A 24,715-nucleotide genomic window follows, 5' to 3' on the forward strand; every position below is an offset into this window, starting at 1 on the left:
GCCGAGGCCCGTTCATCAACGCCGGATGGACGATCGTCGACGGCCCCGCCACCGTCCTCACCGTCCAGGCCCCCACCACCGACACCCCCAACCTCGTGCAGGCGGCGAACCGGCCCGCTCCCGCCCGGGGCAGGACCGTCGTCAGCGACCCCGCCGCGCTGCTCCGCCTCGAGCCCCTGCCCCCCTTCGGGACCGTCCGCCTCGTCCACCTCGCCGGCTGACCATCGGCAGCCTCACCGCCGGCACGGACAGCGTCTACGGACGGATCTGCCAGCGGCACGGCAGCACCCACCCCACCGCCGAAGCCGCGCTCGGCTTGTTCACAGGGCAGTGGCTGAACACCGGCACCGGCACCGACACGGGCGGGCTGACGACGGAGAGCGGCACCGTCCACGCCACCCGCACCACTAGCCTGCCCCTCCCCCACCAGCACGCACCCCCACTGCATGAATGACCGCACCACCCAACCTCAGGCAGGAACCACCATGACCACCCACGCGGTGGGTGGTCCCCGGCGTGTGCGGGAGGATCGCTTCGTGACCACCCTTATCCCACCCCGCGGGCCCGACCGGCACCGGGCGATCGTCAGCGAGGTGGCCCTCCTGTGGGCCGCGCACCACCCCGGGCCGTTCCCCGACGTGCCGTTTGACGACAGGCACGATCTGGCGTACCTGGACTTCACCATGGCCGGCTGCGTCATGGCGTACCTCGGGAACGGTGGTGTTCCCAGCCCGGGCGACATCAGGGTTCTCCAGGGCTGCCTCCCGAAGCTTCGTGCCGCCGTAGCGCTGCTGGCGCGTTCGGCGGAGTACCGGGAGGGACTCAGGGATTTCAGGGGTTTGCTTGCGATGGCCGAACTGATCCTCGCCGACGGGGCGTAAGCCGGTCGCCGTCCCGGCCCACACCCATCAGGGGCAGTCAGCCATCACCTCCGCGGCCTCCTCGCCCAGCACGGCATCACCGCGCACCAGGCCACCGACCGCACGGACTGCGCGATCCTCCACGACACCCACGGCCAAGAGCAGCCGTACGAGACGGACGCGACCACCCTCTTGAACGTCCTCCGCCAGAACACCACCTGACCCGAGGATTGCTACCCGCCGAGCCGGCCAAGGATCCCGCAATACGCCCGAGGAGCACCTGGCCTCACTCTGAGGCCACACACCACATCCGGGAGACCAGGGCGATCGCTACGATCGGCATGGGCTTCATGGGGGCCGCGACGGCCGCGAAGATCGGCGGCACCGCGCTGGTGAACCTCGATGGGACGACGCACTGATGCCCCGCCGGAATGGCGAATTCCAGGGGTCGTTGCAACACAAGTGGTCAACTGGCTGTGGCCAGGAGCTTAGCGAGGCGCTCGGCCGGGGTTTCCCAGCCGAGCGTTTTGCGTGGGCGGCCGTTGAGTTCGGCGGCAACGGTGTCCAGATGGTTGCGGGGGTGGACCGCGAGGTCGGTGCCTTTGGGGAAGTACTGGCGCAGCAGGCCATTCGTGTTCTCGTTCGACCCGCGCTGCCAGGGACTGGCCGGGTCACAGAAGTAGACCGGGACGTCGGTGGCTAGGGTGAACGCCTTGTGCGAGGCCATCTCCGAGCCCTGGTCCCAGGTTAGGGATCGTTTCAGGTGCGGCGGAAGCGACGATATGGCCTCGACCAGCGCGTTCTTCGTGCTGCCCGCAGTGTGGTCGTGGGGCAGTGGGGCGAGCATCACGTAGCGGGTGCTGCGCTCGACGAGCGTGGCGATCGCGGACTTGCCGTCCTTGCCGATGATCAGATCGCCCTCCCAATGGCCGGGAACGGCCCGGTCAGCGACCTCGGCCGGACGCTCACTGATCATCACCATGCCCGTGATCGCACGGGGCTGGCGCTTGTGGGACTGCCGGTGCGGCCGGCGCATGGCCCGCCCGGTCCGCAGGGCCCGGGTGAGTTCCCGACGGAGTTCTCCGCGGCCCTGGACGTAGAGGGCCTGGTAGATCGTCTCGTGGACCACGTGCATCTCCGGCTGGTCGGGGAAGACGGCCCGTAGAGCGTGACAGATCTGTTCTGGGCTCCAGCGCAGTTCAAGGCGCTGCTGGATGAACTCGCGCAGGTCGGGGTTCTGGCCGAGCTTGCCGGGCTTCGGACGAGGCCTGCGCTGTTCGGCCCGACGGTGGGCGGCATGTGGCCGGTAGACCCACTGGCCGTTTGACCACAAGGCGCTGTTGCGGCGTATCTCGCGGCTCACTGTCGAGGGGCTGCGGCCCAGCTCGGCGGCTATCTGCCGGATCGACGCCTTCTCCCGTAGCCGGTCGGCGATGTGGATGCGGTCCGTCTCCCGGAGATACCGCGACGGGCCGGGAGCCGAAGCCTCCACGGTGATCGGAGGCTTCGGCTTCCCCCACGGCGGCGAGTGCCAGCCGTTGCGCCAGCGCTTGCCGGTCCGCACGTTGATCCCGACGATCCGGCACGCTTCCGTGTTGCTGTGTCCCTGGCGCATGAGCTGGAGATATACCTCCCGCTCACGCATCAGAGGGCCACCGCCCCCAGGCCCCCGGTTCTCTCTGATCTTGAAGTCCATCGCACCCCTTGAACTGGGGTGTTGCGACGACCACTAGAACTCAAGAATACCGGCGGGGCATCAGTGGGTGCCGTTGCTCACTGCACGTCGACGAGGTCCTCGCGGCTCGTGGAGGCGAAGGAGGTTTCCAGGCCCGGCTCGTAGCGGGCCTGCCAGGTCCCGTCCTTGGCGGCCGTGAAGGCTTTCTTGAACGTGCCGTCCGACGCTGTCGTGGCGGTGCCCATCGACTTCCAGGTGGTGGTGCCGGTCGCGCGGAAGTAGATGCGGACCGGCTGGCTGGCGAACCCCACCCACTCGTTTTCGTTGTACCACAGCGGCATGGTCAGCTTGCCCGTGATGGTGATCGGCCGGCCGGCCTTGACCGGCTCCGGAGCGGCGTTGAACTCCGGGATCGCCGTGTTCGTCCGGTACGCAAGGGGGGCGTGCGTCGCGACATATCCGGCGGGGATGGCGGGGGTTCCGGTGTACCGCAGCCGCCAGTGGCCGGAGCCCGGGTAGGGCAGCCGCGCCACCGTGACGACACGGGTGCTGTCACCAGCCGGGGCGGCGCTCTCCCGGGTCGCCTTGACGACCCACTCCTCGGTTCCCTTGCGCCGGAACTCGACCACCACCTTCAGCTTGGTGGGCGCCGGGATGTCGTACGCGTAGAGCTTGCCGCCAAGGGTGACCTTCCGGTCCGCGCTGACCACCGGCTCCGTGCCGCCGTGGAACCCGGCGCTGGTCGAGGGGTCCACGGCCACGGTCGCGTACGTGCTCGACAGCCAGCCCGACTCCTTGTGGTCGACCAGAGCGCTCACCCTGCCGTTGACCGGCACCTCTACGGTGAACCGGCCGTCCTCGACGGTCCTCACCCACCCCCCGCGCCCCTCGATCCTGCCGCGGACCCCGGTGCCGGCGGGCGCCGGCTTCCAGGTGCCGTCGGCGCTCTGGAAGGTGAGCCGGCCGCTCGCAGGGACAGTGGAGGCGTCCGGCCCGCGCAGCTTCGCGGCGTCCATGGTGATCTTGGACTTCGGCGGGGGAAGGGTCCCGACCATGAGGGACCGGCCGAGCCCGCTGCCCACGGCCTCGCTCTCCGGCCGGAGGGTCACCATGATCTCTCTCACGCCCGTAGCCATGATCTACTCGGAGCCGGCGAAGGTGAACGGCGCCTCGACGTGCCCCGCGGCATCGGTGACCACCGGGGCGGTGACCGCGTTCGTTTCCACCACCAGCTTGCCGTTGGCCAGCGGCTGATCGGTGTCGTTGCGGGGGTCGCGGCCCACCGCGTCAGCCTTGACCGTGACCGTCCGGTTGTCGAAGTGCGGCTTCCCGACCACCTCCAGAGAGGTGACCCGCGGGATCAGGTCGTAGGTGAGGGTGGCCTTGTCCTTGTACCGGATCGGCTCACCCACGGTTCCCGTGTACTCGACGTCCACGGTGTACCGGCCCAGATCCGCCAGCCGCAGCGGCGCGGACTGGACGCCCGTCACACCCGGGTCCTCCTGGCAGGACGGGACACAGGGGGTGTCGTCCTTCCTGGGCTCGAACGAGGTGACCGTCGCGGCCGGGGTGCCCGTGCCGGCCTTGCGCAGGTGCACCTTGAGGCCCTTCGGCAACGGGCCGGTACCGAAGTCCAGGTAGACCCGGGTGCGATCGGTCCACGCCCGGAAACCGGACGCGTGGGGGTCGGCCGCCGAGGCGGCCGTGGGAATCGCGAGGACGATCCCGAGCGCCGTGGCCGTACACAGAGCAGCCAGGCTGCGCTTCCTCATGTATCTCCCTCAGGGAAAATCGTCGATGACGTGATCGTCATGCGCAGTTCCGACCCGCCTGCCGGGCAAAGGGTTGTACGGGGCAGCCCGAACACACCGCATGCCGCGGCCGCATGACCGACCAGGACACCGCCAACGCCGCCTTCGCCGAGAACCTGGCGCGCTGCTGCCCGCGGCGATCATGATGGGCCTGCCCGAGAGCCTGCCCGCGGCCGCGCGGCGGGTGCGCGGAGTGGGGCTGGGGCAGATACGGGAGCTGCTGGCCGACCGGGTGTTCACCGGCTGCCTGATCGCCGCGAGCGGGGCGTTCGCCGCGTTCTTCGCTTACCTGGCCGCCTCCCCCCTCGTCCTCCAGGATCTCTACGGCGCCACCCCCCAGACCTACGCCCTGCTGTTCGGCCTGAACGCCGCCGGCATGGTCGCAGTCGGGCAGCTCAACGGCCGTTACCTCGTCCGCCGCTTCCCTGTCCACGCGATCGTGACCGCAGGGCTGGGTCTCCTGACCGTCGCGGGCCTGGGCATGCCGGCGCTGGCGTCCGGCTTGCTCATCGGCAACGCCAACGCCCTCGCGATGAACCGCACCCGCAACGCCGCGGGAGTTGCCTCCGCACTCCTGGGCGCCACTAGCTTCCTCATCGGCGCCCTCGTCTCCCCCTCGCCGGCCTGACCGCCAGCGCCGTCCCCACGGCCGTCATCCAAACCCTCGCCGCCGGGGCCGCACTGGCAGGCTTCGCCCTGCTTGCCGGCCGACGCAAGGCTCAGGCGGACACGAAGCACTGACGCTCGGAACCAAGCCTCCACACCCGTCCTCGTGTCGGGCACCCACTAGTTCAGAGAAGTGACCAGGTTGAAACTGATCTTGAGTGGTTGTTCTTGAAGGCTGCCTTGCCGCTTCTCGCAGCCCGCTGCGCTCCGCCGGCATCACGGAGGCTCCTCGCGCGGGGCGTGGGCTACTCGGTGCGCAGGCCGTCGGGGCGCATCATGCGCCACAGCGGCGGCAGGCTGAGCAGGGTGACCAGCAGGACGACACCGCCGCTGATGCCGGTCATCCACGCGATGCCCGCCCAATCCACGGCCAGTGGCAGCACCGCCATTTTCAGCAGGATCACGCCGAGGCCCAGGCCGCCGACGACAGCCAACGCCAGGCCGAGCGTCACCGGCAGCGCGGTCTGCCACAGCACCGACATCCCGAGCGTCGAGCGCCGGGTGCCGAAGGCTACCAGTACCGACAGCAGCTTCCTCCGCTCGCGGATCTGCTCCAGCATGGTGACGAGCATGCTCGCGCCGATCAGCAGCAGTGTGACGGTCGTGCCGATGAACAGGCCGCGCTTGATGTTCGTAAGCTGCGGGGCCGTGGCGGTCTCCTCGTAGTACTGGACCGACTGCAGCGGGTCCATCCGCGCCGCGGTGTTGCGGACCTGTTCGGCCGCGTCGCGGTCGGCGGGGTCCAGCTTCGCCAGCAGTTCGGTGCCGGCGTCACCCAGGTCACCGGCGTTGATCGCCTCGGGGGTGGCGAAGATCCCGGTGCGGAAGGACCCTGCCGGGTCCGGCACCAACGCGGTGAGGCGGGCGGCGGACGGAACGGTCCACAGCTTGGGCGCGCCCGGCTTCCCCGACGTCTTGTCCTGCGTCGAGAGGTCGACCCGCGCGCCGGGCGCGGGGAGGTACTGGCCGCCGGTCAGCGGGTCCTGGTTCGCCAGGTCGCCGGCCAGGTAGACGCTGCCGGGCCGGCAGTCGGAGGCCTCGACGATCTGGCCCAGGGCCGCGCAGTCCCCGACGATCACGAAGGCTCCGGGGTCCGGGGGCGTGCCGGGCTCGTGCGCGTGGCCGAGTGTGTAGGTCAGGGTCGATGCCACGCCCGGGGTGGCGCGGAGCGCGGCCGTGTCCTTCTCCTGCTGGGCCGCACCGGTGTAGTCCCTGCTGATCCGCATCTCCCCGCGGAGCGGACTGAAGCCGGTGTCCTGGGTGTACCTGCTCTCCAGCCCCGAGAACAGCATCTGCACGGCGATCGCGCCGGCCACCGCGACCGTGATGCCGTTGACCGTCCGGGCCGACGCGCCGCTGTCCAACTGGAGTCGGCGGGTGGCCAGCTGAAGCGGCAGCGGGCCGCCGCGCATCCGGCCGACGACGGTCTCCATCGCCCAGGGCAGCAGCGCCGTCACCCCCACGAGCAGCAGCACGGCGCCCACCGCGATCTTCAGCTCATTGACCTGGCTGTCCGGCGAGAGGCCCCCGATCATCGGGGACAGCAGGGCCACCCCGACGGCCGGCAGCATCAGCCGCCACCACAGGCGCCGCCGGGCCGTCCCGGTGTTCCGTGCGACGCCGAGCGGTTCGATGGAGACCGTACGCAGCGCGAACAGGGTGACGGCGACGGCCGTGACCGGCACGCCGGCCACGATCAGCGCCGCCAGCAGGGGGCTCGGGGACACGTCCGACGCGAAGACGCTGATCCGCCACAGCTCGACCGTGCCGATGAGCTGCCGTCCGCCGACGAAGAGTCCCAACCCCACGGCGAGCCCGATCAGCGCGCCGAACAGGGCCTCCCCGGCCGCGATCCGCCGCGTCATGTGCGCGTCCGCGCCGACCAGCCGCAGCGCGGCCAGCCGTCGGTCGCGGCGCTCGCCGCCGAAGCGGACGGCGGTGGCGATGAGGACCGCCACCGGCATCAGCAGCACCACGAAGGTGATGATGACCAACAGTGTCAGGAACGGTCCGAGGGCCTCCGAGAGATTCGGGCCGCCGATGTCGTCGGTCCTGGTCGGGTTCTCGCCGTCGGGGACTAGGTTGTCGGCCCCCGCGTAGTAGGCGAGTTCGCGTGGGCCGAGGAGTCCCGCCTCACCGATGGTGCCGCTGACCTTGTGGCCGAGGCGCTCCTTGAGCAGGGCCCCTTCGGGCGACGCGAGCAGTTTCCCGAGTTCGGGGGAGACGAACATCTCGCCGGGGGCGGGCAGTTCGTCCAGGCCGGGCGGGAGCAGCGGACGGTCGCCGTCCGGCTGGACCAGCCGCCCGTAGACGTCCTGGCCCCGGTAGGTGGTGTCGGCCCGGCCGGTGACGATCGTCTCGGCGGTGGGCCGCACGGCCACGCTGTAGGAGGAGGGGGAGTCACCGCGGTCCGCGCCACGGTCGCCGCGGGCGTTGAGGATGGCCGGGACGGCGGCGGCGACGAGCAGCAGGGCCACGCCGAGGCCGACTCCGACGGCGGTCAGGAGCGTACGGGTCCAGCCCTCACGTCCGCCGCTCACCGCGAACCGGACGCCGAAGGCGAGGTCCCGCACCCAGTCGCCCGGGGTGGCGGGACTCTCCCCGCGCGCCGCCGCACGGCGGTTTTCGAGTTGGCGGTGCTGGGTACGGAAGCGTCGCAGAATGCTGTTCTTCACGCGGCGTGCTCCATGTCGCGCGACTTTCCGTCGCGTACGACGATCTCGCGGTCGCAGTACGCGGCGACGCGCGCTTCGTGGGTGACCAGGACGACGGCCGTGCCGGTTTCGCGGGCGGCCTCGGTCAGCAGTCGCATGACGCGTTCGCCGTTGAGGGAGTCCAGGGCGCCGGTCGGTTCGTCGGCGAAGAGCACGCGCGGGTTTCCGACCAGGGCGCGGGCGACGGCGACCCGTTGGCCCTGGCCGCCGGAGATCCGGCCGGGACGTTTGCGGGCGAGGTCGGCGACCTCCAGGCGTTCCATCCACCCGACGGCCCTGCGCTCGGCCTCCTTGCGCCGGACTCGGTTCAGCCGCAGCGGCAGCGCCACGTTCTCCAGGCAGGTCAGGTCGGGCACCAGCTGACCGAACTGGAAGACGAAGCCGAACTCGCCCCGGCGCAGTCGGCTGCGCCCGGCGTCCGAGAGCGTCGACATGGCCCGGCCGTCGTACATCACCTGGCCGGCGTCGGGCGTGACGATGCCGGCCAGGCAGTGCAGGAGGGTGGACTTGCCGGAGCCCGAGGAGCCCATCACGGCGACGACCTCGCCGGAGCGGATGCCGAAGTCGGCGCCGTCCAGCGCGGGGGTCGTGCCGTAGGACTTCCGCAGGCGGGTCGCGGACAGTATGGGGTCGGTCATGTGCGGATCTCCGTGGCGAGCTGGCCGAGGCGGGCGGCGGTGAGTTCGAGCCACCGCAGGTCCGCCTCCAGGTGGAACAGGGCGTGGTCGCAGATCAGCTGGTCGGCGAGGTTGCCCTGGGACTTGCGGCGGGTGAGTTCGCGCATCAGGCGCAGGTGTTCGGCCCGCTGGGTGTCGAGCAGTCCCTCGGCGCTGCGGCCGGTCAGCAGGGCCAGCACAACCTTCGTGTACAGGGTCGTCTGGAGGTACGGCTCGGGCTTCTCGGGCTGGGCGAGCCAGCCCTCGACGTCGGTCACCCCGGCGTCGGTGATGGCGTACCGCTTGCGCTCCGGGCCTCCGCCCGCCTCCGTGCCGTCGACCTCCACCAAACCGTTCTTCAGCAGCCGCGCCATGGTCGAGTAGACCTGGCCGTAGTGCAGGGGGCGGTCCCGGCCGAACCGGTCGTCGAAGGCGCGCTTGAGGTCGTACCCGTGGCGGGGCCCTGACTCCAGAAGTCCAAGCAGGGCATAGCTGATTGACATGCACGCACTCTACATGGCGTGTATACATCGCGTGTATAGCTCTCGTGCTGACCCGCCCGGCCGCCACCGGGGTGTGGCTGGGGCTGACGGGGAAATCGGTGTCCCGGAGGTGGATGCGTGCTCTCACGCCATGAAGCTGCGTCATCCTCGAGCACCGTCTCCGGCGCCCCCAACCACCCTGAGGCCATGGCCTGCCCGTGCCTTTCTCGTGCCCCGCACCGGCACAAGGGAGCACGACGCCGGGATGGAAGCCCGCAGGCACCGAGCCCGCCGCGGCCGGAGGGGAACCCGTCCAGCACTACGACAGCACGGTCCTGATCCCGTGTCGGCATACACCCGAACACGCACCGGTCGGTACGCATCAAAGTGCACGCCCTCTGGCCCGTCTTCAGCGCGCGGCCCGGTCTGCAGCTTCTCGGGTGATGTCGGCGTAGAGGCGGAAGAGGGCTGGGCGTGCTTCGTCGCCGTCTCGTTCGCGCAGGGCCGCCCAGCACCGGGCGACGAGCTGCCGGGCCTGGGTGCCGGGCCAGGGCTGGGGCAGGAGCTGAGGCGGCAACAGGGGGTCGGGCTCCAGGGCGCGGGTGAGTTCGGCGGCAAGTTCGACCGCGATGGTGAGGAGTGCGGACGGGGAGAGTCCGGCAGGGCCGGTGAGCCGGGCGAGGCGGGGCCGTGCGATGCGGCCGAGGCGGTGGTAGCGGTCGGCGATCTCCTGCAGGGACCACAGGCTGCCGGCGAGTTCGACGGGCTCGTGGGTGTCGCCCTTGCGCAGGTCGGTCGTGGTGAGAAGGGTGAGCGCACCATGGGCGCCGAGGCGGTGGGCCGCTTCTTCGACGTACGGTTCCCAGGCGTTGGCGCAGACGTACAGTCCGCCCTGGAGCGGGGCGCCGCCGAGGTGGACGAGCGTCTCACGCAGGGCGTCCCGGGCCGTACGTGCCGATTCGGGCACCGCGAAGGCGGCCAGGTGCCAGACACCGTCCCAGGGAGCGAGCCCGGCGTCCTGCTGGAACGCGTACCGGAGGAAGTCCGCGTTGGGAGCCAGGGCGCGCGTGGTGTCCTCGGTCGCGTACAGCTCCGCCTTGCGGCCACGGCCCTCGTGGGTGAACCGGCCCTCGGCCACGAGGCGTTTGATACACAGCCGCACCTGTTGGTCACTCATGCCCAGGGTGTTGGCGACGGTGTAGAGCTCGTCCGCGCCGACGGTGCCGTCCTCGCGGATCAGCGCGTGGACGAGCATGCGGGTGGGGACCTCGACGTCATCCGCCTCGACGCTCACAGTTCTCCCGCCCCTCTCGTTCCGATGGCGCGACGCATGGTGGTCACCGCGCCGAATCCCAGAAGCCTACGCAGGTAGGGCGTGCTCTCGGTCCGCACGGCCGTGAAGCCAAGCCGCTCGTACAGGGCCCTGGCGCGCGGATTGATGTCGATCACATCCAGTCTGATCTCCCGGCAGTGCCGCTCCGCCGCGACGGCGGCCACTTCCTCGATGAGCAGGCTCCCGACCCCACGGCCACGCATGCCCGGGTCCACGGCGATGCCGTCCATGACGAGCTGTCCGGGGGCCGGGTGGCGTTCGAACAGGGCGAGGAGCAGGAGCCTGGGCAGCCCCCGCAGGTGTCCGTACGCGCGCAGTACGGCGGAGGCCGATCCCCCGGTGAGGGCGCGGCCGCCGAGCTGGTAGCCGGCGAGGCCGACGAGCTGCCCGTCGATGAGTGCGCACACCGCGCGATCGGCGTTCAGGTGAGCGGCGATGAAGGGCACCGCCTTGTCCGGCGGGTTCAGCGCGGGGCCCAGTTTACGGCCGAAAGCCTCCCAGTACAGCTCGGCCGCCCGCCGCTCGGCGCCGACCGGCAGGCCCCGCCGGACCGTCACCGGTCCCGTGCCGGTGTCCGTCGTGTCCGGTCCCATGCCGTGCCCCTTCCCTCACAACGACCTGAATCTCAAAACTATCATTCTCACGACGACCGTGCTCAGTCTGTTAGTTTTAGGTTGGCTCACCCGAACAGAGGCGGTCAGATCCCATGCATCCAAAGATCCAGCCCCGACTGCGCGGGCTCCGCATAGCCGTGTGGTCACTTGTCACGGCCTTGGTCGTGGCCGCCGGTCTCGTCGGTGTGGTGCTGTGGCAGCACTCCTACGCCATGGACGAGCAGCGGGTATCGATCCGCTACGGCGGCCACACCCTCAACGGAGTACTGGCCACCCCCAAGGACAGCCGCAAACGCCACGGCCTGGTCGTGTACCTCCACGGCGACGGCCCCCTCGACGCCACCCACGACGACGGATACAGGCCCATGTGGGAAGCGAACGCCGAGGCCGGCTACGCCTCCCTGTCCTGGGACAAGCCCGGCGTCGCGGGCGCGCCCGGGAACTGGCTCGGCCAGTCCATGGACGACCGGGCCGACGAGGCAGCCGCCGCCATCGCCTGGGCGCGCGCCCGCCCGGACATCGACGGCGACCGGATCGGCCTCTGGGGCGTCAGCCAGGCGGGCTGGGTCCTGCCGAAGGTCGCCGCCAAGACCCCCCTGAGCTTCGTCATCGCCGTCTCACCCGCGATCAACTGGCTCCAACAGGGCCGCTACAACCTCCTCGCCGAGCTGCGCGCCGAGGGCGCGTCAGCAGCCCGTACCAACGCGGCGATCGCCAAGAGTGACACCACCCGACGGCTGCTGGAACGCCACGCGACCTTCGAGGAGTACGTCAAAGCCATGGGCGGCGACACGGACGGCATGACCGCCGATCGCTGGGGCTTCATCTCCAAGAACCACACCGCGGACGCCACGCAAGACCTCCGCGCCCTACGCGGCGTACCGGTGCTGCTGGCCCTCGCGGGTCACGACATCAACGTAGACGTCGCCGACACGGAGCGCGTCTACCGCGAGGTGCTGGAGGCAGGCGGTGCGTTGACGGCCAAGCGCTACCCGGACGCGACCCACTCATTTCTCAGGCGGTCCATCGAGCAGTCGGACCTCAAGATCACGCTCACTGCGCTCTTCTCGCCCCGCTCGCTCTTCGCGGACGGATTCCTGGACGGCCAACGGCAGTTCCTCAAGGATCTCGACCGAGGCAGCATTGCCACTCCGTGACAGTCCAGCAAGATCGGCCATGAGGCGTGGTGCACGTTCGTGTGTACCGCCCGGTGCACTTTGAAGCGTACGCCGACACACGCCCGAATCAGTCACAGCTCTCCAGCAGGAACGGGAGCGGACCTACACCGCCCTCGCCCAGAACCCCGCCGGGGCCGGCACTCCTGGTAGACGGGTTCTTACCAAGATCACCCGTGTCCGCCAGGAGCTTCGCGTGCTTGTCTACCCGTCGTCGATCGATCTGTCCAGCCGCAGCCTGCAGCACCTGACGGAGCGGCTCGCTGTTCGGCGACGGGAGATCGGTACGCGGTGGCGACGACTGCCCGCCGGCCGCCAGGCCCTGATCGCCCTGGCCCATCTCCGGTCCGGCGACACCTATGCCCAGCTTGCCGCTGGGTTCGGAATCGGCATCGCGACCGCCTACAGGTACATACGCAAGGCCATCGAAGTCCTGGCGGCTCTTGCACCGACCCTGGCGAAGGTGATGGAGACGGCCCGGGCGAAGGCGTTCGTGATCCTGGACGGCACGCTGCTGCCGATCGACCGGATTGCCGCCGATACTCCGTACTACTCGGGCAAGCACAAGCGGCACGGCATGAACGTCCAGGTCCTCACCGACCCGTTCGGCCGACTGCTCTAGGCATCACCAGCCCTGCCCGGAGCCACCCACGACCTGACCGCCGCCCGAAGCCACGGGATCGTCGACGCGCTGGCCACCGCGGGCCTGAAGTGCAGAGCGGACAAGGCCTACCAAGGTGCTGGCCGACACATCCGAGTACCCTTCCGGGGCCGCCGGCTCAAGCGGTGGAAGCGACGGCACAACAGCAGCCACGCCAAGATCCGCTGCGTCGGCGAGCAAGCCATGGCCGTCTTGAAAGGCTGGCGTCTACTGCGGAAACTCCGCTGCAGCACCAACCGCATCACCGACATCGTGAAGGCCGTCCTCGTCCTCCACCGCTCCTCAGCATGAGGTTGGAAAAGACTCACTGTCTCTCACACCGCTGTCCCCAAACCGAGAGATCGCAGGCCAGGGCGGCGAGGATGTCGAGGAGTTCGGCGACCGTGGTACAGGTCCGCCCGAGCGCGGCGGACCTGACCCTCGACGAAATAGACGCACTGCCGCACCCGGCTGGCAGGGTACAAGATCCCCCACCAGCTGGTGATCGCCCCGCAGACCAGCGCTCCCCCAGCGTGAAGGCCGACTACCGGTGGGCGAAGGCGGTGGCGAGGGCGGCGGACTCCCAGGGTGATCCCGTGGGGGGCGGCGCCGGCCGCGTGTGCCGTCCCCGGGGCGGCCTCACGCCCCGTACTGCTTCTTCATGTGCGCCTCCAGCTGGGCGTTGAGCGCCGCCTGGTCGGCCGCGGCCTCCTCGTGGGTCAGGGTGAGCCGGGGAGCCCAGCCCCCCGCGCACACGTCGATGAACTCGGGCAGGGTGACGATCATCATCTCCAGCATCGCGGGCCGGTAGCCAGGGGGGAAGGCGAGCTCGAACTCCTGCCACCAGTCCACCTCCTGTCGGGAGTTCATGGCCCGGCCCGGCTTGACCTCGGTGTCCACGTGCTGGAAGCCGAGCGCCTGGTAGGCCCGCAGCACGGCCGCCTGCGAGGGCAGGGCGTGCACCTCGACCTCGTCGAGGTCCCCGCGGTCCACGGCGTTGTCGATCGCGAGCTCGGTACGGACCGCGCTGTACGCGCCCTTGAGCCGCTCCCCGTCGGAGTGGGTGAGCGGCATGCCCAGCGGCAGCTGGAAGGCGAACGCGTGGGTGCGGACTTCCCCGGCGGCCAACGTGAAGGGCGCACCGAACTCCCGGGCCTCCATCACGTGCAGGTAGCGGGCCTCGGCCCCGTGGTTCTCGAAGCGGACCACCAGCTCGGCCTGGAAGCGCTCGATCTCCACGTCCACGGCGCCGCCCCGGACGGTGACCGTGCCGGACAGCTCCTGACCGGGCTGGACCTGGTGCTCGTCGAGCACGGTCTCGACCTCGGGTGCGTTGACCCCCAGCGCACTGAGGAACTTGCGGAACGCCATGCGGCATACCCCCCTGAGAGAAGGCCGGAACCGGCCTTGATGATGATCGCGGACCAAGCTATCCGGTCGGCTTCCGGCCGGACAGTGCCGGGCCGGACGGACACACCGGCCCGCGCCGCCGGACCCTCAGGCCGGCGGGTTCCCGTCCAGGAAGCGGGCGATGAGGGTGCTGAACCACTCGGGGGCGTCGAGCCACGGGAAGAGATTCCCGCCCGGCTGGACCTCGTACGTGCCAGGTGGGAAGGCCGTGGCGAGTTGGGCGGCCACGCCTGACACCACGCCTCAGGCCCACACGGACGACAACCAACCTTCACCGGAAACGACAGACACCTTCACCAACAAAACGACACCGCCACCACCCCGCCCATACCCACCACCAGCGAAAACGCCCTCACACACCCCGTGCAAACAACCGACGCATCCCACCGCAACTCACACGACGCCCATCACCCCGGGTGGCGTTGACGCTGACCTGGTTCGGCCGGCGCGGGGGCGTGCCCCTTGAGCCCGGTTGGCTTCAGGCCAACGGAACGAGGGTGAACCAGTGCTCGAGGATTGTGCTGTCACTGGTGACGTCCAGGTCGGTGGCAGAGCCGTTGCCAGAGGAACAGGGTCAGGTCGCCGACGGCTGCCCGCCGGGCCCGCCTCGCCGCCGAGCACTCCCGCAGGATGCCCGAGGAAACATCCGGTGCCCCGCTCCTCCGGCCAGCGCTTCCTCGGGCCCGGGCCGGACACGGCCGATCTCTAATCACCAATCGAGGTCCGACGCTTGGGCCGCCGACGAAGCGAGGGCTGCGGCAGCGCGCGCTCAGCGGCTTGGTCGTCACCTCCCCGGGAGCCTCGGCATGAGCAGCATGATCGACGTGACCGCCTCGCAGCCCGGCCGGACCCCCCGGTTGGTGCACCAAGGCCTGGTCTACGGGTCCGACGAGGCGTTCTTGGCCGCGACCGTCCCGTTCTGCCTGGACGGTCTCCAGCAGGACGAGGCGCCGCTTGATCAGGGAAGCCCACAGCCTCTGGTTGACCGCTCGCTTCGCACCGATCGCGGCCTGAGCACCCAACCATGGGGCTATTTTCATGTCAGGCTCTACTCGCCCAACTGAACGGCGATGCCAGCTGCGAGCGCGGTGAGCACAGCAGCGGCGAGCAGGCGTGAGACGCGCATGCGTGTCCCCCAATGTGGTTGCGGCCCACCCGGTCGGCGGGATCGCAGTCGCGATAATCGCAAGCGCAAGGCCCGTACCACAAGCACGAACTTGGCACGATCCCCGGCCACCGCGGGCCACGCGGCGTGAGGCGTACGCGAACGACCAGAACAGCCCCGACACCCTGATCGCGGTCTCCGCTGCCTCCAACAGGAGCAAGTCGGACAAGGACCCGTCTGGGTGGCTTCCCTCGGAGGGCTCCTACCACTGCACCTACGCCTCATCGTTGGGACCTGGCCGCCGACGACGCCGAGGTGCAGGCGGCGGCCGATCCGGCGCCCGACCGGATGACCTCCAGCCCGCACCGGCCCCGTACGGCCCGGTCAGCGTGGCCGCCGGCTTCAACCACTGGAACTCCGCCCCCACGCGCACGACTTCGAACAACTCGTCCAGCACAGCGAACCTCATCACGCGGGTCGCCATCACCCTCATGACCAGCAGGATGATCCAGAAAAAATCTGCCCTTGACCTGCTGAAAAGAGGCTGAAGCTCCCTGAAGATCATTTCAGGCATGTCGCCGCGTCCCGTGGATACTGACGACCATGAGAGTGCTGGTGATCGAAGACGAGGAGCGGCTGGCCGCGTCCCTCAAGCGCGGCCTGGAGGCCGCCGGGTACGCAGTCGACGTTGCCCACGACGGCAGGATCGGCCTGTCGATGGCGGGAGACGACGCGTACAGCGCGGTCATCCTCGACATCATGCTGCCCGGCCTGAACGGCTACCGGGTCTGCGCCCGGCTGCGCACCGACGGCGTCGACACCCCGATCCTCATGCTCACCGCCAAGAACGGTGAGTACGACGAGGCCGAGGCGCTGGATACCGGCGCCGACGACTACTTGGCGAAGCCCTTCTCCTACGTCGTCCTGGAAGCGCGGCTCCGTGCCCTGCTGCGTCGCGGCGGCCCGCGGGTGCGCACCCGGCTGCGCCTGGGCGACCTGTGGCTCGATCCCGCCGCGCGGGCCTGCGGACGCGGCGAACATCGGATCACCCTCACCGCCAAAGAGTTCGCGGTGCTGGAGTGCCTGGCCCGCAGGGCGGGCGAGGTCGTCCCGAAGATGGACATCGTGGACGACGTCTGGGACGTGTCGTACGACGGGGACATCAACATCGTCGAGGTCTACGTCAGTACCCTGAGGCGCAAGATAGACGCACCCTTCCAGCGCACAGCGATCGAGACGGTGCGCGGCAGCGGCTACCGGCTGGCGGCCGACGGTGGGTGACATCCGTGCGGGCCGGGACCGCCTCGCCGCCATAGCGGGCCTCAGCACCTTCGCCGTACTCGGCGCGGGCCTCGCGGCCCTGCTGATGATCGGTTCCATGCTGCCGCCGCCGATTGGTGCAGACTCCGGTCTCCTCGGCCGCGTTCTCGCACTCATCGAAGAGGCGGCGGCGCCCGGTGCGCTGCTGGCCGCCTTCCTGGTGGCCACCGCTCTATGGAAGCTGGGTGGTAGCGCGCGTAGCCGGAGGGCGGTGACGGCCGCCGCCGCGACCGCGCTGTTGGTGACCTTCGCCAATGCGCGCTGGCTGCCCACCGTCGGCATGTCCAGCACCGGTCAGACGTCCTCCTATCTGCCGTGGCTGGTCCTGAGCGTCGCCGTCGCGGCCTCCGGGCTGCTCGTCGCCGCCACCACCTGGGCGACCGCGCCGCCACGGCAGGAAGGCGCACCGGCCGCGGACCGGGACCGCGCGCCCAGCGTCGTGGTCACGGTCTCCGCAGCAACGGCTCTGCTGGCCGCGGCCGCTTGGTTCATCGCCCTGAGCAGTGAGTCCCACGAATCCACGCGCGCGCTGACCAACTGGCTGTTCGCCATCGGCGGCGGACTCGCCATCGGCGCCACCGCGTGGGCCGTAACCCGCATGGCGCTGCGCCCGATCGAGACCCTCAACCGCGAACTGCAGGAGATCACCACCAGCCGCGCCCTCGACCAGCGCATCACCGTCTCCGAGATCGGCACGGTGGTCCCCTGGCTGGCCCGCACCATCAACGTCACGCTCGACCGCGTCTTCGCCGGCGTCACCCGCCAAAAACTCTTCATCGCCGACGCCTCCCACGAATTGCGCAGCCCCATCGCCAACCTCCGCACCTCCCTCGAAGCATCCCTCGCCCATCCCGAGGAAGTGGACTGGCCCGAGACCGTACGGGACGCGCTCACCGACATCGAGCGACTCCAGCGCCTCACCGACGACCTGCTCCTGCTCGCCCGGCTGGACGACGTCGCCCAACCGGCCGGCACGCCCGTCGACCTCGCCGCGCTCGCCCACGACCTGGTCCAGGAGTTCCGCCACCTCCGCATCCACCAGACGCTGAGCTTCACCTTGTACGCCGACGACCCGGTCGTCGTCCACGGCAGCGCCGTGCAACTGGAACGGCTGCTGCGCAACCTCCTCGACAACGCCGCGCGGCACGCCCGCACGGTCACGGACATCACCGTCACCTCTGGCGCCGATGGCCTGGCCCGAGTCGAGGTACGGGACGACGGTCCTGGCATCCCCTCCGCCGACCGCGAGCGGGTCTTCGAACGCTTCACCCGCCTGGACAGCGCCCGCGCCCGCAACACCGGCGGCACCGGGCTGGGCCTGGCCATCGCCCGCGATATCGCAGCCCGGCACCGCGGCAACCTGCACGCGGCCCCCAACCCATCAGGAGCCCTCCTCATCGTCGGTCTTCCCCTTGGACGGTGAGTCATGGACCACCAAGGGCCTCCGCCTGGTCGACCGCCGCCGCCTCTTCGTCTTCGTCGCTGCACCGCAGTCACCCACTCCTCAATCCGCTGAACACGGTGACCGGACGGGCCGGGCCCGGGTTGACGTACCCGGCGGCGACGCGGACACACTGCGAGACCGTGCTGGGCTCGTTCTACGACTTCCACCTCGATGCGGGCACCGACCCGATCATCAACCCGTTTCCTTGTCGGCCAGGAGCGACGGAGGCCGCCCACGGCCGCCGCGAGGCCAGCTCCGCAGTCACCCGGCGGCCGGTATCGCGGATCACTAGCCCGGCAGGGGGAATTGAGCGGGGGAATGATGCGCCTCGCGCCGTGGCCGGAGAGCTGTGAACGCCCCCTTCCGATAGACACCGCCCCGTGATCATTGCCAACTGCAGCGGGACGGCCGTCGGCGGTCGTCCGTGCGCGGGGCGGGGCGTCCGTCGCGAGTGGAAGGGGTGAGCCCATGTCATCGAGACGGGTTCTCCGAACGAATCGACTGAATCGGCTGAATCGACGTGTGCTGCGCGCAGCGCGCGAGTGGTCGCGGACGGCGGCCGTCGCGCTCACCGTGACGCTGACCCTTGCCGCGTCGGCCAACGGGGCGGCCGCCGAGCCGCAGCCCGGCGCCCGGACTGCGGCGAGCAGTACGTCGCAGGCGGACAGCGAGGGGCATCTGGCCCGGCTCAAGCCGGAGCGTCGCGTGGAGGTGCGCTCCCTGCCTCGCGTGGTGCCCAGGCCCGGCGAGGTGACGAAGACGAAGCCCTTCATGCCCGCTCCGAAGGTCGCACGGCCCGTGAGGCCGACGCTGCAGCCGACCGTGCCGGTCAGCACCTCGGTCCTGGTCCCGAAGTCCAAGGTCGCCTCGAAGGCGGTGCCGTCCACGGCGGTCCTGGAGCGGTTGAAGACCTTCCCGGGGCTCGGGCAGGATGGCAAGACGCCGTCTGACGCGCAGATCGCGGTCGGTCCGACCTACATCGTCGAGATGGTGAACTTCACCGGCCAGATCTACGACAAGGCCGGCAACACCGTGGGCGCCGCCTTCGATCTGGGCGACTTCTTCGGCATGGCGCACCGTTCGGGCACTGACCCGCGGGTGCACTACGACGCGGCGGCCGGCCGCTTCTACGCCGAATTCGAGGCGGATCTGGCCAACGGCGACCGGACCGACCTTGCGGTCAGCGACAGCTCCGACCCGCGCGGGGGCTGGACCTTCTACACCATCGCGGAGAACACCTCGAACGTTCTCCAGGACCAGGCGAAGCTCGGCTACAGCAACGACAAGGTCACGCTGAGCTGGAACAACTACGACAGGACCACTACCCCCAGAGACTTCCTGGGCGTCGTGACGGTGGTCGTCAACAAGGCGGAGCTGCTGGCCGGCGGCACGATTACCATCTGGACCTTCAACCAGGACGACACCAGGTTCCAGGTCGTCCCGGCCACGTCGCAGTCTGCGGTCAACGACCAGTTCGCGATGTGGCACGGCTTCGGCAGCGACAGCCCGAACCTGCGCGTGCTCACGATCACCGGCGTCCCCGGTGTCAGCACCGTCAGCCAGACGGAGAACACCTTCGGCATCGGAACCAGCGACAATCCGCCCAACGCCACGCAGCCGGCCGGGGGCGACGCCTTCATCAAGACCAACGACAACCGGATTCTGTCGGTCGCCTGGCAGAACAACCGTCTCTGGGGCGTCTTCAACGTCAGCTGCACTCCCCCGGGCGACACGGCACCCCGCGCTTGCCAGCGCTTCGTCCGGGTCTCGACCGGCGGGACGCAGAGCCTGGTGACCAACTTCAACCTCGGTCTCGTGGGCGGGCACATTTACTACGGCTCCGTCGCGATGAACGACGAGGACGACCTGTTCTCCGGCTTCACCGCCTCCTCGTCGACCATGTTCCCCACGGCGGTCGCGATCGGAGTTCCGGGCGGCGACTTCCCGGGGACGACGGTCGGAGACTTCTACGCCGCGGGCACGCAGGCCTTCGTGTGCGGCTGCGGGACCGGAGACCCGCGCTGGGGCGATTACTCGGGCACCGCCCGTGACCCGAGCAATCCCAAGGACGTCTGGACGGTCCAGCAGATCGGCGGCCTCGCAGGCGGCGGCTGGGGCACCGCGATGGACCGCGTCACACTCTCCCCGCCCGCGGTCACCGCAGTCGTACCCAACCACGGGCCCGAACTCGCCCAGTGCGTGAACACCGTGACGGTGCAGGGCAAGGACTTCCCCACCAGCGGAACCACCGTCAAGTTCGGCTCTGTATCCGCTTCGAACGTGAACGTCACCGGACCGGAAGAGCTGACCGCCGACGTGCCGCCACAGGCGCGCGGCACGGTGGACGTCACCGTAACCACCCCCAACGGCACCAGCCCGATGACCGCCGCCGACAGGTACACCTACGACGCGGACACATCCGCGCCGACCGCCTCCGCCGGCATCTCGCCGTCGTCGAACACAGCCGGTTGGAACACCACCAGCCCGGCAACGGTCAACATCAGCGCGAGTGACGGCTCCTGCGGCTCGGGCATCACGAAGATCACCTACAGCGCGAGCGGCGCCCAGCCGATCGGGCCCACTGACGTCTCCGGCGCGAGCGCCTCCGTGGCCATCACCACGAACGGCGTCACCACGGTGACGTACACGGCCACCGACAATGCCGGCAACACCTCCGCACCGCAGACCATCACGGTGCGGCTCGACACCGCAGGGCCGACGATCACCATCGTCCGACCGGCAGGCACCTACCTCTACCGTCAGCCGGTCACCGCGTCCTACTCATGCACCGACGCCACCTCCGGAGTGGCGAGCTGCGTCGGCGCCGTCCCCAACGGCAGCCCGATCAACACCACGACCCTCGGCTCACACACGTTCACGGTCAACGCCACGGACAACGCCACCAACCCGTCCACCAAGAGCGTCACCTACAACGTGGCGTACCGGATCTGCCTGCTCTACGACCCGAACCGGCCCGTCCGCCTGCTCGGCCAGGTCGTCATCAGCCTGCGGATCTGCGACGCGAACGGCAACAACCTCTCCAGCCCGAACATCACCCTGACAGCCAGCCGCATCACCGGCCCCGCCACCAGGCCGGTCACAGGCCGGTTCAACTACAACGCTCTGTTCCGCTCCTACAGCCTCCCCGTGAGCACCTGGAACCTCCCGAACGGCAACTACAACCTCGAATTCACCATCAGCGGAGCCGACACCACAACCCACCTGGCACCGTTCACCCTGCGCTGAGACCCAAGCTCCCCTCCACACGCACCGGCCCGGCTCCACACCCTCGGGGCCGGGCCGGTGCGCGTAAGAGCGACTGAAACGGGCTGCTAGTTCCGGGCCGGCGGGTGTGGTGTGACGCTGGAATGGAAGGGGGTGGGTGAGCGGAGGTCTGCCGATGCGTCCCAGCCGGTCCGGCGCGATCAGCTTCGGCCTGGTCATTTCACTGAATGGGCGGGCCCACATCCTCCTGCAGTCGTAGGGGTCACGGAAGGACGGTCAGAACCCCGTAGGCTCTGACTGCTCTTCTGTGACGGCTACGTCAGAAGGACGGCCCCGTTCCGGCTGACAGCCACCTCAGCAGCGCGGGGCCCTGCGCTCGAAGCACCCGTGGCCGGAGGCGGACAGCGCCTTCGCGGAAGCACGGTCAGCCCTGATTTTCCCCCGCCTGCTCATCGGGCACTGGATCTGCTCTCTGTATTTCACGGGTCCGGGCCGCGTTGGCGAGGACGCGGTGGGTCATTCCTCGTACTGGATGCCGTGGGGGACGGCGATGGGGTTGAGGTCGGCGGGGGTGAGGGCTCCGTCGGGAGTGGTGGCGGGCCGGCTTCGACCAGGTCCTCCAGGTAGCACTCCCAGCCACCGGGTGAGGAGCCCTGCAGGACGCGCGGCGGTATGTCGGTGGCGCGGCTGAGCGCGTGCGGGATCCCCTTCGGCAGGAGGATGAACGAGCCGGCGGGGATGGTGAGGTCCTCGCCGTCGAAGTGCACGCCGAGTTCGCCTTCCCGGACGTAGATCATCTCGTCCGCGAGGTGGTGGCTGTGCCGGGGGATGTCACGGACCAGGGTGACTTCCAGCAGGGACAGTCGGCCTTCGGTGTCCTCAGTACGGGCCTTGACCTGGAAGGGCGGGGGCAGGGCAACGCGTCCGGGCCTGCGCTCGCCGGGCAGCAGCTTGATGAATCGCTCGCGTGACGTGACGGTCCAATCTCGTGCCGGGGGGATGGCGTGGGTCGGGTGGCGGGTTACCGGTCGGGGTCGCAGGCCTGGAGGACCTCGGCGAGTCGGGTCAGGGCGGCGACGACCTGCTCTCGGTCCTCGCCGAGGCCGGCCAGCAGCTCGACCTCACGCTCCAGCAGCCGGGGGAACAGCTCGTCGATGACCTGCTCGCCGGCCCCGGTGATGGTGACCTCCACCGACCTGCGATCCGCCGCGCTGGGAATGCGCCGGATGTAACCGCGGTCCTCAAGACGAGTGAGGCTCTTGCTCACCGCCACGCGGGAGATCCCCAGGTGCGAGGCCAGCCGGCGGGCGATGACCGGCCCCGATGCATGCCGCAACGGAATGAGCAGATCCAGCTCCGGAGCCGTCACCGGCGCCGCTTCATGCAGCGGACGCAACGCCCGCTCGTGCAGCGTGTGAACCCGCCGGATCAGCCCGATCACCTCCATCGGGGAGGTGTCCATGCCCGGATGCTGGGCCGTCCACCGCGCACGCATGTCCTCTACGGAAGGGAGCACACCCGAAACCAATCGTTAACTGGTTGCCAATTGGTTTCACTACAGGTCACCCGGGATGCCCTCTCCGGACCACAGTCCTTCAAGCACGGAGCACCGGACCGGGGTGTGGATCGTCAACCAGAAACAGCGCCGCGACCGGCTGGAGCGCGAGCAGCTCGCCCAGCTCGCTGAACTCTGAGTGGACTGGGCGAGGTAGCGGCGGAGGAATTTGCAGCAGCCTGTCCAGCAAGAACGTCACCGTGACGCTCTGCAGCGAGCACCGTTGAACAAGCCATGATCACGAAGATTCGAATCGCAGCATCCATCCTCCTCGCCGCAGCGGCCCTGTCCCTGGCCGGAGCCGCTCACGCGGACACGCCGGACATCCAGCAGCGGAGGGGAGAGGTCGACCACTCCGAGGGAATCAACGAGTTCTCCGACTGGGGTGATGCCGGATTCCTGTCCCTGAACAGCCGCTGACCTGGGAACAAGCGTTAGGGACCCAACGGCGCTCCGTGTGTTCCAGAACTCTGGAACACACGGGCGCTTACCCGATCGGGTAAGAACGATCATGAGGAGCGGCGGCGGGTTTCCGCGTCCCTCCATCAGCTCTCTCCGGTCAGACGCCGGGCCCGGTGCCTGCCTCGCGGGCGGCGTGCCGCTGGCCTTCCTCCGAGGGCGCCACCAGCGGGCCGGCCACAAGCGGGGCCGGCTCCGGCCGCCACACGGCGCCCCGGCACAAGGTGGCCACACCGGGCGTGCCGCCCCACACCGACAGCACGAAGTCCGCCTGCACCAGACCCAGGCTACCCACCCGCCAGGCGCCCGCGAACAGCACGCCGATTGGGGCGTGTGGTGCGTGGGGCCGGTGGGCAGGGTAGGTACGGCCCCGCGCCCGAGGCCCTCGACGCACACCTTGAGGGACAGCTGATGGCGTGAGGCATCGTGAAGACGTTCAGCAGCGAGAAGGGCTACGGCTTCATCCAGCAGGACGACGGCGGAGCCGACGTGTGGTTCCACTACAGCGCCATCCAGTCCGACGGCTACAAGGAACTGCCGCAAGGGCGCGAAGGTCGAGTACGAGGTCGCACTGGGCGCCAAGGGACCCCAAGCCGAACAGGTCCGCAAACTCGACTGACCGCACCCTGCCACTGGCCAGAGCCCCCATACCGGACCGCCGGCACGGGGGCTCCCCCACACCACCCGACAGCCCGTCCCGCACACGCGGGTCCGCGCAGCCAGGCCGCGGACACAGGCGGGCCCGACCCTTCGGCCACGCCCCACAGCACGACCTCCACCTCGGCCAGGTAGGCCTCGATCGTCTCGTGGAGCACGTCGGCCTTCTCGTCGTCGGTCGTGGGCCGCAGTGTGCCCGACCCACAAGCACTCCCCGCCGAGCCCACCTGGAGCCCACGCCGCCGCGCAGAGCCACCCCGCGCAAACCCGCCGCGCACCCCACCGCCAGGACCACGGGCACCGCGAAGGCCGGCACCCGTACACCCGCACCGCGGCGCCCCGCACCCGGGGTGCGGGCCGGGGACATGACCGCGCTGTGCCGGGACAGCTGACCTGTCGCAGCGAAGATTGGGCATTGTCACCGAAGGTTGCTTCATGCTTGAGGCTCAGCCCGACAAGAAGGAGGCAGCGATGATCGCGAGGGTTGCCGTGTGGGAACCGATGCCGACTGACGACCGAGACTGGGTCCTGGATGCTGCCGCTGCCGTGCCCGGCGTCCATGGCGCGTATCACCTCGTCGATCCTGCTACTGGCAACGGACTGTCCATCGCCTTCTTCGAGGACGAAGCCGCAGCTCACGCTGCACACGAGGCGATCGAGAAGCGCGCCGAGGAGATCGGCTGGAACAACTCCCCGCACCCAGCACCCGCCTCCCAGACGATCTATCAAGTCGTCCGGCACGTGTAGCGCGGCGCCAGGAGGCACGTGCTGGTCCGGTCTTGGGGTGCATCGGTACAGCAGCTCACCAATCCGGTCGCCTTGATCGCCTACAGGCGGCCGCTTTCCCCGGCCGGCTGTGAAGGCGGCGGCTGCCGGCGAAGCCCCCGGACAGCTGTCCCGGGGGTTTCGCCGTT

The 24,715-nt window shown here is 69.6% G+C and carries 25 protein-coding genes and 4 pseudogenes; 16 read left to right on the plus strand and 13 right to left on the minus strand.

Annotated features, from left to right (window positions below; translation table 11 throughout):
* Positions 1–95 precede the first annotated feature (95 nt).
* Both OG898_RS28445 and OG898_RS28450 read left to right on the plus strand, forming a co-directional pair.
* Positions 96–221, plus strand: a complete 126-nt coding sequence (locus tag OG898_RS28445; RefSeq protein ID WP_266960721.1) for a hypothetical protein — start codon at positions 96–98, stop codon at positions 219–221.
* Between the two features lie 264 nt (positions 222–485).
* Positions 486–881 (plus strand): hypothetical protein, encoded by a 396-nt coding sequence (locus tag OG898_RS28450; protein WP_266960723.1) that lies wholly within the window; start codon positions 486–488, stop codon positions 879–881.
* A 445-nt stretch (positions 882–1,326) separates the two neighbouring features.
* Here the strand turns inward: OG898_RS28450 and OG898_RS28455 are convergent, their stop codons facing one another.
* From OG898_RS28455 to OG898_RS28465, 3 genes are all read right to left on the minus strand, one after another.
* Positions 1,327–2,556, minus strand: coding sequence for an IS30 family transposase (locus tag OG898_RS28455; RefSeq protein WP_266956458.1), 1,230 nt, complete (start codon positions 2,554–2,556; stop codon positions 1,327–1,329).
* A 77-nt stretch (positions 2,557–2,633) separates the two neighbouring features.
* Positions 2,634–3,659: a hypothetical protein gene (locus OG898_RS28460; RefSeq protein WP_266960725.1), complete on the minus strand. Its 1,026-nt coding sequence runs from the start codon at positions 3,657–3,659 to the stop codon at positions 2,634–2,636.
* 15 nt (positions 3,660–3,674) lie between these two features.
* On the minus strand, positions 3,675–4,307 hold the full coding sequence (locus OG898_RS28465) for a hypothetical protein (RefSeq protein ID WP_266960727.1): 633 nt from the start codon (positions 4,305–4,307) through the stop codon (positions 3,675–3,677).
* Positions 4,308–4,491: 184 nt separating this feature from the next.
* On the opposite strand from OG898_RS28465, the gene OG898_RS28470 reads away from it, so the two are divergent.
* Complete coding sequence (locus tag OG898_RS28470; RefSeq protein ID WP_323184930.1) at positions 4,492–4,974, plus strand: hypothetical protein; 483 nt, start codon at positions 4,492–4,494, stop codon at positions 4,972–4,974.
* 283 nt (positions 4,975–5,257) lie between these two features.
* Here the strand turns inward: OG898_RS28470 and OG898_RS28475 are convergent, their stop codons facing one another.
* The 5 genes from OG898_RS28475 to OG898_RS28495 form a co-directional block, all read right to left on the minus strand.
* Positions 5,258–7,687 (minus strand): FtsX-like permease family protein, encoded by a 2,430-nt coding sequence (locus tag OG898_RS28475; protein WP_266960731.1) that lies wholly within the window; start codon positions 7,685–7,687, stop codon positions 5,258–5,260.
* Complete coding sequence (locus OG898_RS28480) at positions 7,684–8,364, minus strand: ABC transporter ATP-binding protein (RefSeq protein WP_250753067.1); 681 nt, start codon at positions 8,362–8,364, stop codon at positions 7,684–7,686. The genes OG898_RS28475 and OG898_RS28480 overlap by 4 nt, the downstream gene beginning before the upstream one ends.
* Positions 8,361–8,885 carry a PadR family transcriptional regulator gene (locus tag OG898_RS28485; protein ID WP_266960733.1) on the minus strand — a complete coding sequence of 175 codons (525 nt, stop codon included), beginning with the start codon at positions 8,883–8,885 and terminating at the stop codon, positions 8,361–8,363. Before OG898_RS28485 ends, OG898_RS28480 begins: the two co-directional genes overlap by 4 nt.
* 388 nt (positions 8,886–9,273) lie before the next feature.
* Positions 9,274–10,119, minus strand: a complete 846-nt coding sequence (locus OG898_RS28490) for a PaaX family transcriptional regulator C-terminal domain-containing protein (protein ID WP_266962647.1) — start codon at positions 10,117–10,119, stop codon at positions 9,274–9,276.
* Between the two features lie 35 nt (positions 10,120–10,154).
* Positions 10,155–10,790: a GNAT family N-acetyltransferase gene (locus OG898_RS28495; RefSeq protein ID WP_250753071.1), complete on the minus strand. Its 636-nt coding sequence runs from the start codon at positions 10,788–10,790 to the stop codon at positions 10,155–10,157.
* A gap of 113 nt (positions 10,791–10,903) precedes the next feature.
* Here OG898_RS28495 and OG898_RS28500 point away from each other — a divergent pair, with 113 nt between their 5' ends.
* From OG898_RS28500 to OG898_RS28510, 3 genes and pseudogenes are all read left to right on the plus strand, one after another.
* Positions 10,904–11,968 carry a S9 family peptidase gene (locus OG898_RS28500; RefSeq protein ID WP_266960736.1) on the plus strand — a complete coding sequence of 355 codons (1,065 nt, stop codon included), beginning with the start codon at positions 10,904–10,906 and terminating at the stop codon, positions 11,966–11,968.
* Between the two features lie 214 nt (positions 11,969–12,182).
* Positions 12,183–12,938, plus strand: a pseudogene (locus tag OG898_RS28505) (transposase family protein).
* An 86-nt stretch (positions 12,939–13,024) separates the two neighbouring features.
* A pseudogene (locus OG898_RS28510) lies at positions 13,025–13,201 on the plus strand (acyl-CoA synthetase); the annotation flags it as partial.
* Between the two features lie 64 nt (positions 13,202–13,265).
* Here the strand turns inward: OG898_RS28510 and OG898_RS28515 are convergent.
* Entirely contained in the window at positions 13,266–13,997 is a 732-nt protein-coding gene (locus tag OG898_RS28515; RefSeq protein WP_266960737.1) for a sporulation protein, read from the minus strand.
* Positions 13,998–14,123: 126 nt separating this feature from the next.
* Entirely contained in the window at positions 14,124–14,264 is a 141-nt protein-coding gene (locus OG898_RS28520) for a hypothetical protein (RefSeq protein ID WP_266960739.1), read from the minus strand.
* Between the two features lie 578 nt (positions 14,265–14,842).
* Between OG898_RS28520 and OG898_RS28525 the strand changes: the two genes are divergently transcribed.
* The 5 genes and pseudogenes from OG898_RS28525 (at position 14,843) to OG898_RS28545 (ending at position 21,151) form a co-directional block, all read left to right on the plus strand.
* Entirely contained in the window at positions 14,843–15,100 is a 258-nt protein-coding gene (locus tag OG898_RS28525; protein ID WP_266960741.1) for a hypothetical protein, read from the plus strand.
* A gap of 178 nt (positions 15,101–15,278) precedes the next feature.
* Positions 15,279–15,425, plus strand: a pseudogene (locus OG898_RS28530) (HNH endonuclease); the annotation flags it as partial.
* A gap of 319 nt (positions 15,426–15,744) precedes the next feature.
* Positions 15,745–16,422, plus strand: a complete 678-nt coding sequence (locus tag OG898_RS28535) for a response regulator transcription factor (RefSeq protein WP_250753113.1) — start codon at positions 15,745–15,747, stop codon at positions 16,420–16,422.
* On the plus strand, positions 16,415–17,884 hold the full coding sequence (locus tag OG898_RS28540; RefSeq protein WP_266960745.1) for a cell wall metabolism sensor histidine kinase WalK: 1,470 nt from the start codon (positions 16,415–16,417) through the stop codon (positions 17,882–17,884). Before OG898_RS28535 ends, OG898_RS28540 begins: the two co-directional genes overlap by 8 nt.
* Before the next feature lie 543 nt (positions 17,885–18,427).
* Positions 18,428–21,151: an IPT/TIG domain-containing protein gene (locus OG898_RS28545; protein ID WP_266960747.1), complete on the plus strand. Its 2,724-nt coding sequence runs from the start codon at positions 18,428–18,430 to the stop codon at positions 21,149–21,151.
* 458 nt (positions 21,152–21,609) lie between these two features.
* Here OG898_RS28545 and OG898_RS28550 read toward each other — a convergent pair whose 3' ends face one another.
* Positions 21,610–21,927, minus strand: coding sequence for a cupin domain-containing protein (locus OG898_RS28550; RefSeq protein ID WP_266960749.1), 318 nt, complete (start codon positions 21,925–21,927; stop codon positions 21,610–21,612).
* Between OG898_RS28550 and OG898_RS28555 the strand changes: the two genes are divergently transcribed.
* Positions 21,826–22,101, plus strand: a complete 276-nt coding sequence (locus tag OG898_RS28555; protein ID WP_266962744.1) for a hypothetical protein — start codon at positions 21,826–21,828, stop codon at positions 22,099–22,101. The genes OG898_RS28550 and OG898_RS28555 overlap by 102 nt on opposite strands.
* Before the next feature lie 50 nt (positions 22,102–22,151).
* Here OG898_RS28555 and OG898_RS28560 read toward each other — a convergent pair whose 3' ends face one another.
* The gene (locus OG898_RS28560; RefSeq protein WP_266960751.1) at positions 22,152–22,592 is read right to left on the minus strand and encodes a MarR family winged helix-turn-helix transcriptional regulator; all 441 of its coding nucleotides are present in this window, start codon (positions 22,590–22,592) and stop codon (positions 22,152–22,154) included.
* A 109-nt stretch (positions 22,593–22,701) separates the two neighbouring features.
* Here OG898_RS28560 and OG898_RS28565 point away from each other — a divergent pair, with 109 nt between their 5' ends.
* Together OG898_RS28565 and OG898_RS28570 are read left to right on the plus strand one after the other, a co-directional pair.
* Positions 22,702–22,824, plus strand: coding sequence for a hypothetical protein (locus OG898_RS28565; RefSeq protein ID WP_266960753.1), 123 nt, complete (start codon positions 22,702–22,704; stop codon positions 22,822–22,824).
* A 95-nt stretch (positions 22,825–22,919) separates the two neighbouring features.
* The gene (locus OG898_RS28570) at positions 22,920–23,105 is read left to right on the plus strand and encodes a hypothetical protein (protein WP_266960755.1); all 186 of its coding nucleotides are present in this window, start codon (positions 22,920–22,922) and stop codon (positions 23,103–23,105) included.
* A 139-nt stretch (positions 23,106–23,244) separates the two neighbouring features.
* Here OG898_RS28570 and OG898_RS28575 read toward each other — a convergent pair whose 3' ends face one another.
* The gene (locus OG898_RS28575) at positions 23,245–23,421 is read right to left on the minus strand and encodes a hypothetical protein (protein ID WP_250753145.1); all 177 of its coding nucleotides are present in this window, start codon (positions 23,419–23,421) and stop codon (positions 23,245–23,247) included.
* Positions 23,422–23,567: 146 nt separating this feature from the next.
* Here OG898_RS28575 and OG898_RS28580 point away from each other — a divergent pair.
* Positions 23,568–23,763 (plus strand): annotated as a pseudogene (locus OG898_RS28580) (cold-shock protein).
* Positions 23,764–24,236: 473 nt separating this feature from the next.
* Positions 24,237–24,548 carry a hypothetical protein gene (locus OG898_RS28585; protein WP_250753147.1) on the plus strand — a complete coding sequence of 104 codons (312 nt, stop codon included), beginning with the start codon at positions 24,237–24,239 and terminating at the stop codon, positions 24,546–24,548.
* Positions 24,549–24,715 lie beyond the last annotated feature (167 nt).

Origin of the sequence: Streptomyces sp. NBC_00193, assembly GCF_026342735.1 — a bacterium.
Classification (GTDB): domain Bacteria; phylum Actinomycetota; class Actinomycetes; order Streptomycetales; family Streptomycetaceae; genus Streptomyces; species Streptomyces stoeckheimensis.